Raw genomic sequence first — 17,477 nt, 5'->3', positions numbered from 1 at the left:
ACAGGATTCATGAATGTCTGCCCAATCTGTAATTTTGCCATTACCCTCAGATCATGCTCGTTTTATTGTGCTACGTCTGCAAGATTTAAGCCTTGAAGAACTTAAACAACAATTAGAACTGTTATTTAGTACCCGTGACCGTTTGATTACCCAGCATCCTCAAGCACAAATTAAAACCGCAGTCGCTTTTGGCCCTGAGCTTTGGTCACGACTTTATTCACAAAGCCCTGCCGGCTTTCAACAGCTTGAGCCGATTCAGGGTTCATTTGACATGCCAGTCGTACCTGCAGATGTTCTGATTCATATCGCCAGTGCACGCGCAGATATCTGTTTCGCTTTAAGCCAGGCTTTTTTTGAAGGCATCCGTGACAAAGTTCATGTTCTGGATGAGCGTGTCTGCTTCCGTTATTTTGATGGCCGTGATATTACCGGTTTTATTGATGGGACAGAGAACCCGCAATTTCCTGATGACCGTGCTGAGGTCGCTTTACTCGGTGAAGATGCAGGCATTTTCCAGGACGGTTCATTCATTTTCGCACAGCGTTATGCACATGATCTGGAAAAATGGAAAAAGTTAAAAGTTGATGCCCAAGAACAAGTGATGGGTCGTAGTAAACTGGAATCCATCGAACTGGAGGATGAGGTAAAACCTGAAAATGCGCACGTTGCACGTACTGTAGTGGAAGATGAGGAAGGTGAGGAAATGGAAATTCTGCGTCATTCTCTACCTTATGGTGATGGCCGTGGTGACCAAGGTCTATTCTTTATTGCCTATACCAAAGACTTAACCATTATTGATGCCATGTTAGAGCGCATGTTCGGTACCTCTGGCGATGGAATCCATGACCGCTTGCTACATTTTGTAACTCCAATGGATGGCGCCTATTACTTTGCACCGAGTGAGGAGTTGCTGGAAGAGGTGTTGGAAGGGTAAGAATAAAAAAGCCGGCGTAGGTCTGATTTTTATAAATATTTGAATTAATTAAATAACCTGAATCGCAGATAAGAAATTCACTTAAAAAAAAGGTGGCTGAAAACCATTAGGGAGTTACCACACCACCTACGCCTTCAGCCACCATGTTCCATTTCACATATTTCTTCTGCATCATTGATGATTTTTTCAGAAATTTGAAGCAACCTATTGGAATTTTTTAAAATACAGCAACAAACGTTTGAGAATGGGATCTTTTCTTAGCCTCGCTCTTTAGTGAGGCTTTGATGTTTCTAAAGCTTTCATTTTCCTGTACGCATGCCTTAAACTGCTTGTGCAGTCACTTGTACATACCGCACCACGCCGTCCTGATAAAGCTTAGCGCAAAGCTTCGCAGTCATCTGAATTTTAAAATCATCCAGCACTTGCGCTTTAATGTTTGGTTTGGATTTGTTTGAATTTAAAGTTGTTTCAACATAATTCGCAAAGCCTGAAAATACGGCTTCAGTCAGATCTTCAATCTGAATATTTTTAAATTCAAATTGGGTTAGACAGTCCTGTAGGACCTCTACACTCATTAAGTCGTTTAAATTCACATCAGCAGATTTAAGCAGCAGCTGATATTGACGTTGTTTAAATGGACTTAAATATTCCCAGTTTTTGGTCAGGACCAGATGATGAAAACCGATTCGTGCATTTGAATTCAAAACATTGCGAAGCTGCGCCAGGAATAACGGCACAGGGCTATGATAGGCCGCATCCAGACTAAGCACGACATCAAAACGCTGGGGCAATTGCATGTCTTTTAAATGCAGAAAAGATGTCTGATAAATAGCATTTAGCTCGGGAAGATGCTGTCGAATATTGCTGACATAAGCAGGCTGTAACTCGACACCTGCCAGATACTGGACCTGATACTGCTGTTGCCAATGCAGCAAACTGGCTCCCTGACCACAGCCCAAATCAAGTAATTTATCTTTTGAATTTAAATGGACGGCTTGCGCCAGATGGTCAGCCAGATGACGGCAGGCCGTGACATAATCCTGCTCACCTGCCTGCCAATATCCCAAATTGCTCCAGGGCAACTGTGCCTGATCTCCCAACAATGTTGCCTGAATGGCATATTTATGTTGAGGAATAGCTTGACGCAGTCGCTGGAGCCATTTCATTTTAGTAACCGAGTTGTGGAGCAACCTCTACTTTAGGTTTGAGTCCTTTAAATGGCAACGGCGCACCCAGAATTTCTGCAATTTTCATTGCCGAAGTTACGGCCGATTCCAAAATCGGCAAGCCGTCGCATGACCAGGAACCACAGAAGAAGACTTTACGGTTCAATTCCAGATGGCGTTGCTGTAATTCCTGATTTAGGGCGACCGTATTGGCATCTACCACCGCACGGGTCAGCTTCACCGAAGAAATGATTTTTTTCGGATCAATGTCAGTGACTGGACGCCAGGTCTGAAATACCGGAGACTTACCCACCAGGGTCGGTTCAATGGCATTCAGCCAGATGGTAAACTGCTGACGGGTGAACTTACGGTCCATCATATAGCTCAGTACAGCCCAGTCTTTACGCTTCGGCGGCATCACGCTGCTATCGCTATGAATTACCAGCTCACCCTGTTCAAACTTAAATTTCTTTAACAGCGCAATGTCATCTTTGAATTGTGACTGATCGAGAAATTCTTCAATATGCACGGTGGGTGTTGCCACCACCACCCGGTCAAAACTTTTTACCAGACTGGCCGAATTCTCTACCAGTACCTTGTCATCCTGCTGCTTGATAGACACAATCCGTGCGCCGCTTTCGATTTCAATGCCTTCAATCAGTTTATCGACCAGCGCTGGCGTGCCGCCCTGTAGACGCAGCAAGGCATCCCCATCGGTCAACTGACGCAGGAAGGTGAGTAAAGGTTTGGCTGGCCATTCTCCGATGGTTTTCGGATTACAGGTACAGATGGTATACAGTACCGGCATCACCGCACCATGCCAGAATACTTCCTCGATTTCGTTACGGTTAATAAATTCTGCCAGGCTGATGTCCTGATGATCGGATTTAAAAAATTTCGTCAGCGCTGTTTTGAGTTGCAACAGGCCTTTGACCAGTCGCCAGCCATATTGCTGGATCCCTTTACGGTTATTGATAATTGGAATATTGCCAATTCGGCTGCGTGAAGTGGTTAGCCAGGTTTCGGTCCGGTCTTCAAATAACCAGCTACAGGCCATGTAGGTACGTACCGGATAGGTTTTAATGCCCAGATGAGTGGCCAGGCTCAGCGTATTCTTCCACAGATAAGGATTCATCACACGTAAAGGGGCATCAATCAAGCCACCTTCAAACTCGAGGCTATGGCTGTCCATGCCGCGACCCTGAAGCGCTTCAAAGATGGTGATATGATGTCCTGCGTCCTGAAGAATTCTGGCTGTAGCCAGTCCGGCCATGCCACTACCAATTACTGCGATATCCAAGCTGATCATCCGTCATTGAAAAACTGAAAGAAATTATGAACCATGCACCCGGCAAACAGGTTATTAAAATCTTCCAGAATATTTTTTTTTCGTAAACCTCTATTAACAGAAATTTCCATGATTTTTTATCCCGCTCAGCACCTTGGAATAATTTTTAAAATACGACTGGTTATCTTTATTTTTAATTTAGTTATAAGAAAAAAATATTTAAAAACATATGTTTTTTTTAACCATTATTTTAACAACCGGTTTACAAAAAATCCGCTAAGTGTATAATGTAGCCATTATAAAACTATAAATTCATCCAGAAGTATCAAGATGGATTTATAAGAAAATCACTCAAAACAATAAAAACTACAGCGCATAAAAAGATCAAAGCCTCTGCAAAAGCAGAGGCTTCTTTGTTTTCTGGACTGAAATATCTTTAGCTCTTCACGGGAATTTTACCAAAGCGGCCCTGATTGAAATCTTCAAAGGCTTGAATAATTTCAGCTTTATTATTCATTACAAATGGACCATGCCCCTGGATTGGCTCATTGAGCGGTTCACCACTGAGCAGCACAAACTGGCTGTCCTGATAGGCCTGTAACTGAATCACAGAATCACTGTCACGGGCAAACATAACAATGGAACTGTCCAGCACTTTTTGCGCGCCATTCACCACCAACTCCCCCTTTAACAACACCAGTAGAGTGGTATGGTGTGCGGGTACATCGAGGAAGGTTTCATATTCTGCTTTTAGCTCCCCATCCCATACATTAACCGGGCTGAAAGTTTGGGCAGGACCATGATGTCCTCCATATTCTCCTGCAATCACCCGGATATGCCCGGCCTCATGGTCCATTTCAATGCGTGGAATCTCTGCTTTGGTGATCGCCTGATAAGCCGGCGCAGTCATCTTGTCCTTGGCTGGCAAGTTCACCCAAAGCTGTACCATTTCAAACAGGCCACCCTGCCGGGCAAAGTCTGGAGAATGAAATTCCTCATGAATCACACCTGCACCTGCAGTCATCCATTGCACATCGCCTGCCTGAATCGTGCCGCCACCACCACTGGAGTCCTGATGTGTGACCTCACCCTGATAAGCCAGGGTCACCGTTTCAAAGCCACGATGTGGATGTGAACCTACACCGCGCTGTACCGTCGCGGGATCAAAATGGTAAGGCGCAGCATAGTCCAGTAATAAAAATGGGCTGATGGCCTGACCTAAGCGGTCATAAGAAAACAGGTTTTTGACTGGAAAGCCGTCACCTACCCAGTGCATGTGCTGGTTACGGTAGACACCGATCACTTTTTTCATCTTTTCACTCCTATATAGACGATAGGATAAACATATGCTTATTTTAAGCATTCGCCTGCGCCCAAGATAGAGTAAGATTAATATTCAGTATTCCAAATATAGGACAGTAATATCTTTAAACCGCTAAAAAAACTTTCTATAAGTCTTTAAAAACAATAGAAATTAGGCTTTGTCCTATTTTCAAGATTAAGCTTCCTGTAACCTGGGCTTATTTTGTCTCATTTTCATGACTATTATGGAGCTCAGGGACGTCGGCAATACATAGCTCAAGCCGGTGTCTCCAATACTGAATAACGAGGAGTATAAAAATGGCTAAGCCCTATGTACGTTTAGACAAAGACAATGCAGCTGTTCTGTTAGTAGATCATCAAACCGGTCTGCTCTCTCTGGTGCGTGACATTGATCCGGACAAATTTAAAAACAACGTGCTGGCACTGGCTGCCGCTGCAAAATACTTTAATCTTCCTACTATTTTAACCACCAGTTTTGAACAAGGCCCGAATGGTCCTTTGGTCCCGGAACTGAAAGAAATGTTCCCAGATGCCCCGTATATCGCCCGTCCTGGCCAAATCAATGCCTGGGATAATGAAGACTTCGTGAAAGCGGTTAAAGCAACCGGAAAAAAACAACTGATCATTGCAGGCGTAGTCACTGAAGTATGTGTGGCTTTTCCTACGCTTTCAGCACTCGCAGAAGACTTTGAGGTTTTTGTCGTCACAGATGCTTCGGGTACATTTAACCATCTTACCCGTGATTCTGCTTGGGATCGTATGTCTCAGGCAGGTGCACAGCTTATGACCTGGTTCGGTACTGCATGTGAATTGCACCGTGACTGGCGTAACGATATTGAAGGTTTGGGGGCTTTATTTGGCAACCATATTCCTGACTATCGCAACCTCATCAACAGCTATAACCAGAATATTGCAGAAAAATAATCCCATCGAGTACTTAAAAGCGGCCTTCGGGCTGCTTTTAAACCCACTGACCCTTGCTCCGTTCAGAAGAGATGCTTTGGGAATTGGTCTGATTTATCCTATGCTATAACTTTGAGATGAATTCAATATGCCGGGCTAATACATGCATTCATTTGATGACTATTATTATTTTTATCTGGTCGTGAAACATGGCGGCTTTAGTGCAGCCAGTGAAGCCGCCAATATCACCAAGTCCAAACTCAGCCGGCGTATTCTGGACCTTGAAGCACAATTCAATGTCACCTTAATCCAGCGTTCCACACGCCATTTTAAAGTTACGCCCTTAGGTCAGGAATTCTTTCAGGAATGTGAAAAGATCATTCATCAGGTCGAATGCGCGCACAGTGTCCTGCTGAAACAGAGGAGCGAACCGCAAGGCCTGATCAAGCTCAGCTGCCCGTCACTCATGATGCACTATCAGGTGCGCAGCTTATTAAATGATTTTTTGCAGACCTATCCTCAGGTTCAGGTAGAAATGGAGCTGACCAGCCGGCGTGTCGATGTGCTGCATGATGATATTGATCTGGCAATTCGTACCAACTTTCAGGCGAATGAAGACTCCAGCATTGTGGTTCGTGATGTGATTAAAACCACGCACTGTTTAATCGCCAGCCCAAGTCTGCTAAAGAACCGCCAGATTGAGTCTCCGGCAGATCTACATCAATTTCCAACCATCGTTCTGGGCACACAAAAACCACACCACTCTTGGCTTTTACAGCATATCAACGGTCATGAACAAATCGAAATTCCCTTACAGCCACGTATTAAAAGCAATGATTTAGCCGGAGTATATTATTCGGTGATGGATGGCTTGGGAATTGCCGACCTGCCTTATTTAACCGTTGAAAAAGATATACAGGCAGGCCGCCTGATACATATTTTGCCTGAATGGTGTTCCAATATGGGCACCGTACAACTGGTCTATGCCTCACGCAAAGGACAACGTCTGGTGATGGAAAAGCTAATCGAACATCTGATACAGGGTTTAAGGACTACCGCCACCCAGCATAGAGGCTATATCAGCTGAGTCTTTTACAGCCTAAATAAAAAATCCAGCCTGTAGGGGCTGGATCTTGGCAGTTAGATCGAATCGATCAGATTTTACCGACCAGGTCAATTGAAGGAGCCAGTGTCTCTTCACCTTCTTTCCACTTCGCAGGACATACCTCACCGGGATGGGCATACACATATTGTGCTGCTTTGATCTTACGCAGCAGTTCCTGGGCATCACGGCCAATACCACCGGCATTGATCTCAACGATCTGGATTTTACTATCCGGATCGATCACAAAAGTACCCCGATCTGCTAGGCCTTCAGCTTCGATCAGCACATCGAAATTTTTAGACAAGGTCCAGGTTGGATCACCAATTAATGGATACTGGATTTTACCAATCACGTCCGAAGTATCATGCCAGGCTTTATGAGTAAAATGAGTATCGGTAGATACGCCATAGATTTCCACAGCCAGCTTCTGGAATTCAGCATAGTTATCCGCCAGATCACCTAATTCGGTTGGACACACAAAGGTAAAGTCTGCAGGATAAAAAAAGACCACGGACCATTTTCCTTTCATGTCCTGCTCAGACACTTCAACAAACTGGCCGTTGTGATAAGCAGTGGCCTTGAATGCTTTGACTTCAGTATTGATTAAGCTCATTCGATTTTCCTATCTATTGCTAAAATTGTGTATTCATTCGATACAGCTAGAATACAGAAAACCAATCAATAGGAAAAACCGCAAATTTCCATAAAAACTATCGGATTTTTAGATTAAAATTTTCTATTGAATATTCAATTTTTATTTATTTCTTCAATAATAAAGAATCCCAGCTTTGTACGGGAAGCTATTTAAATTCCCGCCTTCTTTGGAAAGTTTTATTTTTAAGGCCAGGCCAGTGAGCGATTCTCCACCTAAATAAAAAAGCCCACCAGATTGGCAGGCTTTTGAGCGGATCATCTACCGGTTTTCAGTACTTAAAACGGATATATATACTAAAAACAAATATATTCTTATATTACAATTGATTATATTAAAACGTAAAGTATTTTGTCAATTTTTTTATTGTAAATTTAACAAAACTACTTACTGCACAATACGACTAATATGTCACAAAGACACCTCCATAAAATTAGTGTTAATTAAATGGTCGTTTTCTTTACATTTAAAACATGATCCTAAAATTACATTTTTTATTCAAAAGAACGTAAAGAAATTGCGATAATAAATCTATGTAAAGTTTAGGTACGTTTTATTATGATTATTGGATATGCTCGGGTCAGTACACATGACCAAAATCTAGATTCACAATTAGATGCACTCCAGAAGGCAGACTGTGAACAAATTTTTCAGGAAAAGATAACTGGAAAATCTAAGGATCGTCCTGAATTGTTAAGTTGCTTGAAAGCCCTAAGAAAAGGTGATGTTCTGATTGTGTGGAAACTTGATCGCCTTGCCCGTTCATTAAAAGATTTAGTCGAGATTATTACTGACTTAAATCAGCGTGAGATAGGCTTTAAATCGCTTACAGAAGCAATTGATACCACCTCTGCTACTGGCAGGCTAGTGTTCCATATTTTTGGGGCATTAGCTGAATTTGAGCATAGTTTAATTCGTGAACGCACCATAGCAGGCTTGGATGCAGCAAGAGCTAGAGGACGTAAAGGTGGACGCAAACCATCCATGTCTGAAAAAGATATTAAAAAGGCCCAAGCTATGTTACGAGATCCTCAAATTACTAAAACAGAGGTAGCAAAACATTTTGGAGTAAGCCGAGTCACGCTGAATAACTCACTGAATAAATCTTAGAATTGTTCTTAGTTGCTATCTAACAAGAATTTCATATATTGGGGATGTATTTTCTTAATATCTATTCCTAACCCTTGGAATAGTAAACTAATTGCATCTTCCTTTTCTTTTTGCAGTCTATTATTAAAATCTTTTAAATTTTTGGAATCAGCATCACTATAACAATGCTGATAGCCTGAAACTATCTGCTCCATCCTAGTTATAGTTTTACTAAAGTTTAGCTTCATTTTAATATTACTATTGATATTCGTTAGATGACTTAGATTATCTCTAACATTTTCAATAACATGAGGTGGAATATACCAATCATATTTTGAATTCTCATATCGTAAGTCTAATCCTAAAAAATTTACTGTTTCATTTTCAGAAATAATCTGTGTTTTTGACTTTTCATCAATTTCAGGAAGTGTTAAACCTAAGTTACTCAATTCTTGGAAAACTAATTCAAATACCTCTTTACACTGCTGTTCGGAATCAAGAAAAAATATCAGATCATCCGCATAACGGACATGTTTATATTTTTGCTTAATAAGCCAATTATCAAAATCATTTAAGTAAAATGATGCTAGTAAAGGTGATAGAGGCATCCCTTGTCTGACACCTTTCCCAATCTTAGACTCAATTAGCTTTTTATGCGTCTTTGCATATTCATGAGGAATACTTGGATCGCAGCAAATTATGGATTCAAACAAATAGAGTATGTCAGTTGGTATATTTTCTCGTATTTCTTTTAGCAAAGTTGCCCGAACTAAATTATCAAAAAACGATGCAATATCTGTTTTTAAAACAAAGGGCTTTGTATTTCTTAAATCTTTTGCCTTTTGTCTTGCTCGAAATATACCTACACCTGAAACAGAAAAATCGTTAGATTTAAGTACAGCTAACTCATGTTTTAAGTTCTGGGCAATGTAATCAATTAAAATCATCTGCACTAGACGATCTCTAACGGTTGGTATGCAAATTAAACGTGGCTTTTTACTAGGATTCTTTTTATTCTCAATAATTACAGGATACAGTTTTTGAAATCTATAGCTTTGAGTTTCAATTAATTTTATTAAAGACTCTAATTGAACATTTAAATTATTCTCAAATTCTTTAATTGAAACATAGTTGGTATGATATTTTTTATCATAATTTTTAATATTTTTTTGTTTGAAAATTTTAAATTTTTCATCAAAATTTTCTTTAACAAAGTCTTTAAAAAACATAATTTTATATCTCTTTCTTCTCCATTGCGTCCTTGTAAAGCTATCTCGCAACGGTTAAAAAGGGACACATCCATTCAAATGGTAATAGCTCTTCTCATCGGTGATAAGACTAGCCAGTCCATCCTCATGGTTCTGTTCTGATGCACATTTCTGTGTTGTCGAGCGAACCAATGGTTTACAACAGTGTGAGCAATTTATTGCCATCTTTTTTCTTGAAATGCTGCTATCAGTATAACATAAAACAACATCGAGAATCAACACGAAAAACTCCACAATTATCAACATAACCACCTGATTTTCCTGATAATTTTTTGACAAAAATATCAAAACCAACTGAAACAACCACTTGACAATATAGAGAATATCGGTTCTCCAAACCGCCCGTAGCCCCACGCCCACCATCTTGAAAAAGCCAAGTACCCCCCAAGTAATGATAGCAAGGGGACTGTTACATCCATTCAAATGGTAATAGCTCTTCTCATCGGTGATAAGACTAGCCAGTCCATCCTCATGGTTCTGTTCTGATGCACATTTCTGTGTTGTCGAGCGAACCAATGGTTTACAACAGTGTGAGCAATAGTAGGGTTTTAACCGACCATTTAGATATTTGAAATATATAAGAGTATTTGTATATCAGCAACATACAATAAACAATCAACTGTAATAAATAGTAAAAAACCATTTAGATAAATCTAAATGGCTTTATATTTCTAAATATCCAACTTCGGTAAACTTCTCACAATCTTCATTGTTTCCAAACTTACTGTAATCACACGCAAGAACAAATCCAATGGGTATCTAGCATCACCCATAGTTTCAATTGCCCAATCATTCGCATCATTCACAATACCACTGTCTTTATGTGTAGAAACGCCTTGACGCTCCATTACCCATTCAAGTGCAGACTTACCGTTTACCACGTAGTCATAAGCCTCTAACGGTATTTCACGGATAGTAATGGCATTGTTATAAATCACCGTATCCTTTTGGTCTTTTTTAGGGAATTTCATTTTGGTCACATAGAAGTCTTTATCTTCTAGTTGCTTTAATGATTTACTGCCTAAATCTAATTTAGCTTTGTAAGGCTCTACGGTTTCGTAATTTAAATGCCAATGTGCCAAATCTCGCCCTGCTTTAGAAAATGCCCAAAAATCTTCAGCTTTTTTCACACATGGGATACGTGGTAATTCTTTAGGGCTTTGTTGCACAAAGATTTGAAATGCAAAGCGCCCCTAATTGAGCCAAATTTAAGGCGTAACTTGGGTAAGTGGTCGACCTAATTCCGTAAATCTGTTGAGGACTGCTACACGTGCATGAATTTCATTCACCTGACTAGGAAAGCTTCTTGCCATTAATTTATCGCCTAATAATTTGATGCAATCCATCTTGGTTTCCACCAAACTGCGGCGATGATAGCCTGACCATTTTTTCCATAATGTCCTGCCTAAACGTTTAACTGTTCGAAGTAATTCATTTCGCTCTAGCGAGCTACTCTTTGTATCTTTCCATGGTTTCGCATTTTTTCTAGGTGGAATCACCGCATGTGCTTGCCGATCTGCAATGACCTGACGGCATTGCTTGGTGTCATAAGCTCCATCGGTATAAACAGAGTCAATCTGCTCATCTTGTGGAATCTGATTAAGTAAATCACCAAGCACCTGTGAATCACTGACATTATTGGTTGTGAGCTGAACTGCTCGTATTTGTAGGGTTTTGGCATCTATACCAATATGTAGTTTACGCCATTGGCGACGATATTCAGCTCCATGTTTCTTGCGTTTCCATTCGCCCTCACCTAGAAACTTCATGCCTGTAGAGTCTACGAGTAGATGCAGCCCATCGCTACTTTTTTGGTAGCTGATTGCAATATCAATATGCTTTTGTCTTCTACAAAGCGTACTGTAATCTGGTGCGGTCCAATTTAATCCGCAAAGTTTAATCAGACTTTGCACAAAGCCAGTGACTATACGTAAAGATAGACGGAATAAGGATTTAATCATTAAGCAGCATTGGATAGCTGCGTCGGAGTAGGTTTGATTTCGCCCTTGTTTGCCTTTTGATGGAGCATACCATTGCGTAGCAGGATCAAACCAAATGGCAATATTTCCGCGACTCATGAGTGCTCGGTTATATGCGGGCCAATTGGTTGTGCGGTAGATTTTGTTGTAGGCTTCTTCATTTGAAAATTATATCGCTGAAAAAGCCTTGACAGATAGGTTTGTGCAACAAAGCCACTATGGACATAATATTAAAGAAAGCATCATAAAAGTCTATTCAAAAAACTTCACAGCCATGTTATCTAATCTCTCTTTCACCACCTCCCAATCAGGCATCACTTGAGTCAAAAGTTGGTAGAACCGATCACTATGGTTATGCTCAACTAAATGGCATAACTCATGCAGAATCACATAATCAATGCAGATTGTAGGCGCTTTAACTAGATGAGGATTGAGCGTAAGTACACCTGATGGAGAGCAGTTTCCCCACTGTGTTCGCATGGTCATCAAACGAATATCAGGCTGAGTTTCAACCCATAAGGCCTGTTCTAGAATACGTTGCAAACGTATTTCAAATATGACTTTTGCTCGCGATCTATACCATTCATTTAAGTGAGATTTAATACTTTCAATATCCGTATCTAAGGTGTTTACCTCCAATCTTCCCCTCAGAAGTTTTACACCTTTTGGCTTGGTATCATCATGAATCACTTTTAATTGATACTGTTTACCCAAATAAAAGTGGCTTTCACCACTTTTATATTGGCGAGGCGTGATAAATCTGCTTTGCTCACGGAACTCTCGTAATTGTTTATAGATCCAACGACTACGCTGCTTTACAGCTTCAATGATTGTTTTATCATCTGCATTTAACGGTGCCGATACAACTACCCGACAATCAGCATAGACTTTAATCAGTATCTTTTCAGTACGGCTAGGACTTTCAAGCACCTCAAAATCAACAACTTCACCACCATAAATGATGCTTAACTTTTTCTCATCTAGCATATTCATCCTAGAGCCCATTTAAACCGACCCGAGTAATTTGTACGATCATTTCCACAATTTTTTTGGCTTGATCCATACCACTCCCAATGGATTTACATTCACGGAACATCTGCGGTAATAGTTTTTTACGGATATCTGCTTCAATATTTTGTGGATTAATTGAGTTTTCAGCTACAGAACTCATCACAGAACGATCAACCTCAAAAGCGAGTTGAATCCACTTATCTTGATTCTGTTGATCTGTTATCGAGAATGCTTCAGGTAATAGTTTCTTAAAGACACCGAAATAAGCTTGAGCATGCTTATTGCCACTGAACACATCAGGAATTTCATCTAAACGACGAGCTTCAACTTGTTCTTCGAACTCTCTAAACAGCATGTGTTGCTTCAATGGGTGATCAAACTCTTTCTCAGCCTCTTCAATAACTTGACGTAACAGCTTAGAGAAAGCCTCCTGAGCATAGGGATCATCACGCAATTGCTGCTCAATCATCTTCGTTACACGAGTTTTGATGATATCCGTTTCATTACGTGTTTTCTCTTCACTCCAATCTTCAGGCTGAGCTATTTTACCCATCTTGCCGACTTCATAAACTCCATCAGGGTCTTTTACCTCAATACCCACAACATGTTTATCAAGAAGTTTTTTGACTTGCTCAGCATACTGATCATAGTCAATCGTCTCTCCAGCATCTCGTTTCACAATCTGACGCAAGCTTGTAAATAGTTTGACTGTTTCTTTGTAGTGCTGACGATCTGCATCAGAAAAGCTTTTATCTTCAAAGAAGGTTGCTGACTGCAACGCAACTTTTAAACAACTGGCAAATTCTGTAAGTGCTTCATAAAAATCATCACGAACTTTCAAGTGAATATCGACTAACTCACCCTCACGTTCTTCAATGCGTGGGACTAAAACTTGGCGCAACTGCTCTGGATCATTTTTATTTTTGACATCAGCAAAAATTGCCCAAAGTGCTTTATACAAACGAGGTAAACGTTTGTATTCAGAGCTCATTTGCGTATATAAGCCTGTAAGATCATTGATATCATAGCCACCTTGGGTACGGGCAGCGAGATCTTGATAATCAAGAATCGTAGCGTCCAATTCTTTTAAAATACCTCGATAGTCGATCAATAAACCAAACTTTTTCATTGGATGAAGTCGGTTTACACGCGCAATTGCTTGAATCAGATTGTGCTGTTTTAAATTTTTATCAATATAAAGAACAGCATTTTTAGGTTCATCAAAACCTGTTAAGAGTTTATCCACCACTATCAGTAATTTCAGCGAATCATCTTTTTCAAAACGCTCAATTACTTGTTTGGTATAAGTTTGCTCATCCTGAGTGCCGACATTGTCTTTCCACCATTGGGTCACTTCAGGGGTAGTCGATTCATCAACATCAGTATTTCCTTCACGACTATCAGGTGGGCTCATCACCACAGCAGACTCAAACAAGCCTGCTTCATCCAAGTACTTTTTATACTTAATCGCTGAAGCCTTGCTATCGCAAGCAAGCTGTCCTTTTAAACCATCATCAATATTTTTCACAAAGTGATTGGCAATATCTAACGCAATCAGGCGAATACGATCATCCGCAGTATAAATCTCACCTTTTCTCGCAAATTTACGTTTTAAATCTGCTTTTTGCTGATCATTTAAACCTTCTGTTATCCGTTCAAACCACGTATCAATCGCTCGTTCATTGACATCTAAATCAGGAATTCGTTCTTCATAGAGCAAAGGCGTTACGGTTTTATCTTCTACCGCTCTTTGCATCGTATACGCATGAACAATAGGACCAAACTTGTTAACGGTCTTTTCATCTTTAAGCAATGGTGTACCTGTAAATGCCACGAATGCCGCATTTGGAAGTGCGAGTTTCATACGTACATGGTTTTCACCACCTTGGCTTCGATGCCCTTCATCAATCAAGACAATGAAGTCTGAACTTTTATTGACACATTCAGGAAGTTTGGTTGCTGAGTTAAATTTCTGAATCAAAGAAAACATGATTCGCTCTGTGCCTTTGCCAATTTGTTCAGCCAAGCGTTTACCTGAAGTCGCCATGGCGTTTTGCTTGTCTCTTTTCCCTGTCAGTTCGCCACCAGAAACAAAGGTTTTACTGAGTTGATCTTCTAAATCAACACGGTCAGTAACAACCAAGATACGGCATTGTTTTAAAGCCTCATGTAAGATCAAAGCTTTACTAAGAAAGACCATGGTAAAAGATTTACCTGAGCCCGTTGTATGCCAAATCACACCACCTTCACGACCACCCTTGCTATTCTTAGTACTAATACGCTCAATGAGTCGTTTAATACCAAAAATTTGCTGATATCGAGCAACAATTTTTCCTGCTTTCTTATCGAAAAGCATATATAGGCGAACCATTTCGAGTAGTCGTTCAGGCTTTAATAGACTAATCAGCAGTTGATCTTGACCTGTAACAGCTAAGTCTCCACCTGCAATTAGGTTTTCATACCAATTTAAGTCATCGACTGGACGATAAGAAAATAGGCTCTGTTTTTGTGAAGCAGTTAATTTCTTATTTTTAAGCGCATACATCTCTGCATCAGAAATATCTTCTTCTCGCCACGCTGCCCAAAACTTAGCAGGGGTATTACATGTGCCGTAACGCCCTTCATGTCCATTTATAGAAAGTAGTAGTTGGCTATAGGCAAACAGATGTGGAATTTCATCAGGTCGCTGATTACGAAGCGTCTGAGAAATGCCTTCATTAATCGTTGGACCTTTCTTAGCCTGACTATCAGGGCGTTTTGCTTCAATTACCCCTAAAGGAATACCATTTACAAAGCAAATGATATCGGGTCTTCGTGTATCTACACCACCTGAGCGTGTGACAGCAAATTCTTCAGTATATGAAAAATCGTTGTTATGAATGTTATGCCAATCAATCAATGGAATCGTAGGGCTAACCTTTTTTCCATTCACAAATTCGGTGACAGGAATGCCATAGAATAAGTGGTTATACATTTTTTCGTTGGCAGTCAGTAGCCCTTCATTCAAAGCAGGACTACAGATTTCGGCAATTAAGTTATCAACTGATTTTGGCGATAGTGGATATTCTTTGCCTGCGAATGGAAAAGTACGCTTAGAGAGCTCTTTACGTAAAATTTGACGTAAGACAACTTGGTCTTGTTTTCCATCACGGGCAACGAGTGCCTGTGATGGGGATAAGAATGACCACCCCAAATTACTCAGTAGAGTCAAAGCTGGAAGCTTTGCACTGTATTCTTCTTGAAATTTTGGCGTGTAAAGTTGATTCATTCTTTTGCTCTTGCTTTAGTTTCACATGTACTGTGATAGTTAAATATGTTTCAAAACTCTAAAAATCAAAGTCTATCGAATATTGATCCTTTATATGGAGAATGTAACTTCTCATACAAACGAGTCGCATAATCATCTGTCATTCCAGAAACATAATCACAAATAACTCTCATTCTTTTAGAATCTGAATCTTGTCGCTCATAACGAGATAATGTTGAACTTGGCAGAAGTCTTTTGGGATCAGAAGCCAGTGTATCAAACAACTCCATAACTAATTTTTGCCCTTTAAACTCAAGCTGTTGAACATTGGTACTTTTAATTACTTTGTTTTCCACTAATTCAAAAATATGATCTAAAAGTAATCTGTGCTCTTTATTTAACACTGCATTCCATTTAATCAAATTACAAGATGCAGATGAAATAGCCGAAGTTTTCACCTCAATATTTGTAATAAAGAAATTGACTAAATCCCCGATTTGATCCTTACGTTGATAGCTTTCTTTTGAAAACAGCTTCTCGGCTATAGTAATGCTATTAAATCCACAACTATTAAAACGTTCTTCTTTAAGAACATTACTATCCTTTTCTTGAGCTTGATTATGATCTTCCCAATCTGTACGAGTGATCATTCCTAAAGAAATAGCATCTTCCAAGTCATGTAAGCTGTATGAAATATCATCAGCAAGCTCCATAATAGATGTATCCAAAGCTTTGTTGGCTGGTTTCAAATGACCTGATTTATGTGGTTCTAATTTAGTAAACTCAATTATGTTTGAATTTAGAGGTTCAAGAATCCAATCTACAACTTTATCTTCGGTATCTAAATAACATTTAGGAGGTTTCTGTTTTTTAGACTCAGATAACCAACGTGGAGATTTGAGCTCCCCATAGGCACTTTCTTGTACTGTTGCTGTATAAGAGGATGGATATTTTAGTACCCCTAATAGCAAACGACGGGTTGGATTTAAGCCATAATTCTCAGTGTACTTGTCTAATTGCGTGAGAATTCTTAATGTTTGCCCATTTCCTTCAAAACCACCATGTTCACGCATACGAATGTTTAGAGCGACTTCACCACCGTGACCAAAAGGTGGATGACCAATATCATGAGCTAAGCAAATCGCATTCATTAAAGCTTCATCTGGCAAAACATCATAAATTTCCTGATCTTGATTTTTATATTTTGCTTTTAAACTTCGCAAAATACCTGTTCCAATTTGAGCAACTTCCATTGAATGGGTCAGGCGGGTACGATAAAAGTCACTCTCTCCCAATCCTAGAACCTGAGTTTTTGATTGCAAGCGTCTAAAGGCTGCTGAATGAATTAAACGAGCATAATCTCGCTCCCACTCCGTACGCTTATCATTGTCTCTACGTTTATTTTCTTCACGACGACTTTCCCATACATCTAACATTAACAACCCTCTGATTTAATTAAAATTTAATATTACATATCCAGCATCTAACTACAGGTTTATTTATTTAATAAAA

At 39.9% G+C, this 17,477-nt stretch carries 12 protein-coding genes and 3 pseudogenes; 5 read left to right on the top strand and 10 right to left on the bottom strand.

The features are described 5' to 3' along the window. Positions 1 to 13 precede the first annotated feature (13 nt). Both NI467_RS08820 and NI467_RS14920 read left to right on the top strand, forming a co-directional pair. On the top strand, positions 14 to 934 hold the full coding sequence (locus NI467_RS08820) for a Dyp-type peroxidase (protein WP_151205310.1): 921 nt from the start codon (positions 14 to 16) through the stop codon (positions 932 to 934). A gap of 143 nt (positions 935 to 1,077) precedes the next feature. Next, positions 1,078 to 1,181, top strand: a pseudogene (locus NI467_RS14920) (IS982 family transposase); the annotation flags it as partial. Between the two features lie 73 nt (positions 1,182 to 1,254). Here the strand turns inward: NI467_RS14920 and NI467_RS08815 are convergent. The 3 genes from NI467_RS08815 to NI467_RS08805 form a co-directional block, all read right to left on the bottom strand. Continuing rightward, positions 1,255 to 2,100, bottom strand: coding sequence for a cyclopropane-fatty-acyl-phospholipid synthase family protein (locus NI467_RS08815; RefSeq protein WP_151205311.1), 846 nt, complete (start codon positions 2,098 to 2,100; stop codon positions 1,255 to 1,257). Position 2,101: 1 nt separating this feature from the next. Further along, positions 2,102 to 3,409 carry an FAD-dependent oxidoreductase gene (locus NI467_RS08810; RefSeq protein ID WP_151205312.1) on the bottom strand — a complete coding sequence of 436 codons (1,308 nt, stop codon included), beginning with the start codon at positions 3,407 to 3,409 and terminating at the stop codon, positions 2,102 to 2,104. 415 nt (positions 3,410 to 3,824) lie between these two features. Further along, complete coding sequence (locus NI467_RS08805) at positions 3,825 to 4,700, bottom strand: pirin family protein (protein WP_151205313.1); 876 nt, start codon at positions 4,698 to 4,700, stop codon at positions 3,825 to 3,827. Positions 4,701 to 5,008: 308 nt separating this feature from the next. On the opposite strand from NI467_RS08805, the gene ycaC reads away from it, so the two are divergent. Further along, positions 5,009 to 5,635 (top strand): isochorismate family cysteine hydrolase YcaC, encoded by a 627-nt coding sequence (ycaC, locus tag NI467_RS08800; RefSeq protein WP_253152393.1) that lies wholly within the window; start codon positions 5,009 to 5,011, stop codon positions 5,633 to 5,635. Between the two features lie 142 nt (positions 5,636 to 5,777). Then, the gene (locus NI467_RS08795) at positions 5,778 to 6,701 is read left to right on the top strand and encodes a LysR substrate-binding domain-containing protein (protein WP_253152390.1); all 924 of its coding nucleotides are present in this window, start codon (positions 5,778 to 5,780) and stop codon (positions 6,699 to 6,701) included. A 67-nt stretch (positions 6,702 to 6,768) separates the two neighbouring features. Here NI467_RS08795 and ahpC read toward each other — a convergent pair whose 3' ends face one another. Further along, positions 6,769 to 7,332, bottom strand: coding sequence for an alkyl hydroperoxide reductase subunit C (gene ahpC / locus NI467_RS08790; protein ID WP_253152388.1), 564 nt, complete (start codon positions 7,330 to 7,332; stop codon positions 6,769 to 6,771). A 597-nt stretch (positions 7,333 to 7,929) separates the two neighbouring features. Between ahpC and NI467_RS08785 the strand changes: the two genes are divergently transcribed. After that, positions 7,930 to 8,481 carry a recombinase family protein gene (locus NI467_RS08785; protein WP_107908897.1) on the top strand — a complete coding sequence of 184 codons (552 nt, stop codon included), beginning with the start codon at positions 7,930 to 7,932 and terminating at the stop codon, positions 8,479 to 8,481. An 8-nt stretch (positions 8,482 to 8,489) separates the two neighbouring features. Here the strand turns inward: NI467_RS08785 and NI467_RS08780 are convergent, their stop codons facing one another. From NI467_RS08780 to NI467_RS08755, 6 genes and pseudogenes are all read right to left on the bottom strand, one after another. Beyond that, positions 8,490 to 9,689 (bottom strand): reverse transcriptase domain-containing protein, encoded by a 1,200-nt coding sequence (locus NI467_RS08780; RefSeq protein ID WP_107908896.1) that lies wholly within the window; start codon positions 9,687 to 9,689, stop codon positions 8,490 to 8,492. A gap of 710 nt (positions 9,690 to 10,399) precedes the next feature. Beyond that, positions 10,400 to 10,882: pseudogene (locus NI467_RS08775) on the bottom strand (type ISP restriction/modification enzyme); the annotation flags it as partial. A gap of 54 nt (positions 10,883 to 10,936) precedes the next feature. After that, positions 10,937 to 11,868: pseudogene (locus NI467_RS08770) on the bottom strand (IS5-like element IS17 family transposase). Positions 11,869 to 11,959: 91 nt separating this feature from the next. After that, positions 11,960 to 12,700 (bottom strand): M48 family metallopeptidase, encoded by a 741-nt coding sequence (locus tag NI467_RS08765; protein ID WP_253152385.1) that lies wholly within the window; start codon positions 12,698 to 12,700, stop codon positions 11,960 to 11,962. 1 nt (position 12,701) lies between these two features. Next, on the bottom strand, positions 12,702 to 15,986 hold the full coding sequence (locus NI467_RS08760) for a type I restriction endonuclease subunit R (protein ID WP_253152382.1): 3,285 nt from the start codon (positions 15,984 to 15,986) through the stop codon (positions 12,702 to 12,704). Positions 15,987 to 16,051: 65 nt separating this feature from the next. Beyond that, entirely contained in the window at positions 16,052 to 17,401 is a 1,350-nt protein-coding gene (locus tag NI467_RS08755) for an anti-phage deoxyguanosine triphosphatase (protein WP_009391543.1), read from the bottom strand. Between the last annotated feature and the right edge of the window lie 76 nt (positions 17,402 to 17,477).

It is taken from the genome of Acinetobacter sp. S4397-1 (assembly GCF_024129285.1).
Lineage (GTDB): Bacteria > Pseudomonadota > Gammaproteobacteria > Pseudomonadales > Moraxellaceae > Acinetobacter > Acinetobacter lwoffii_C.
Note: the sequence above shows the minus strand (reverse complement) of the source record. Positions and strands in the feature narration are given on the sequence as shown.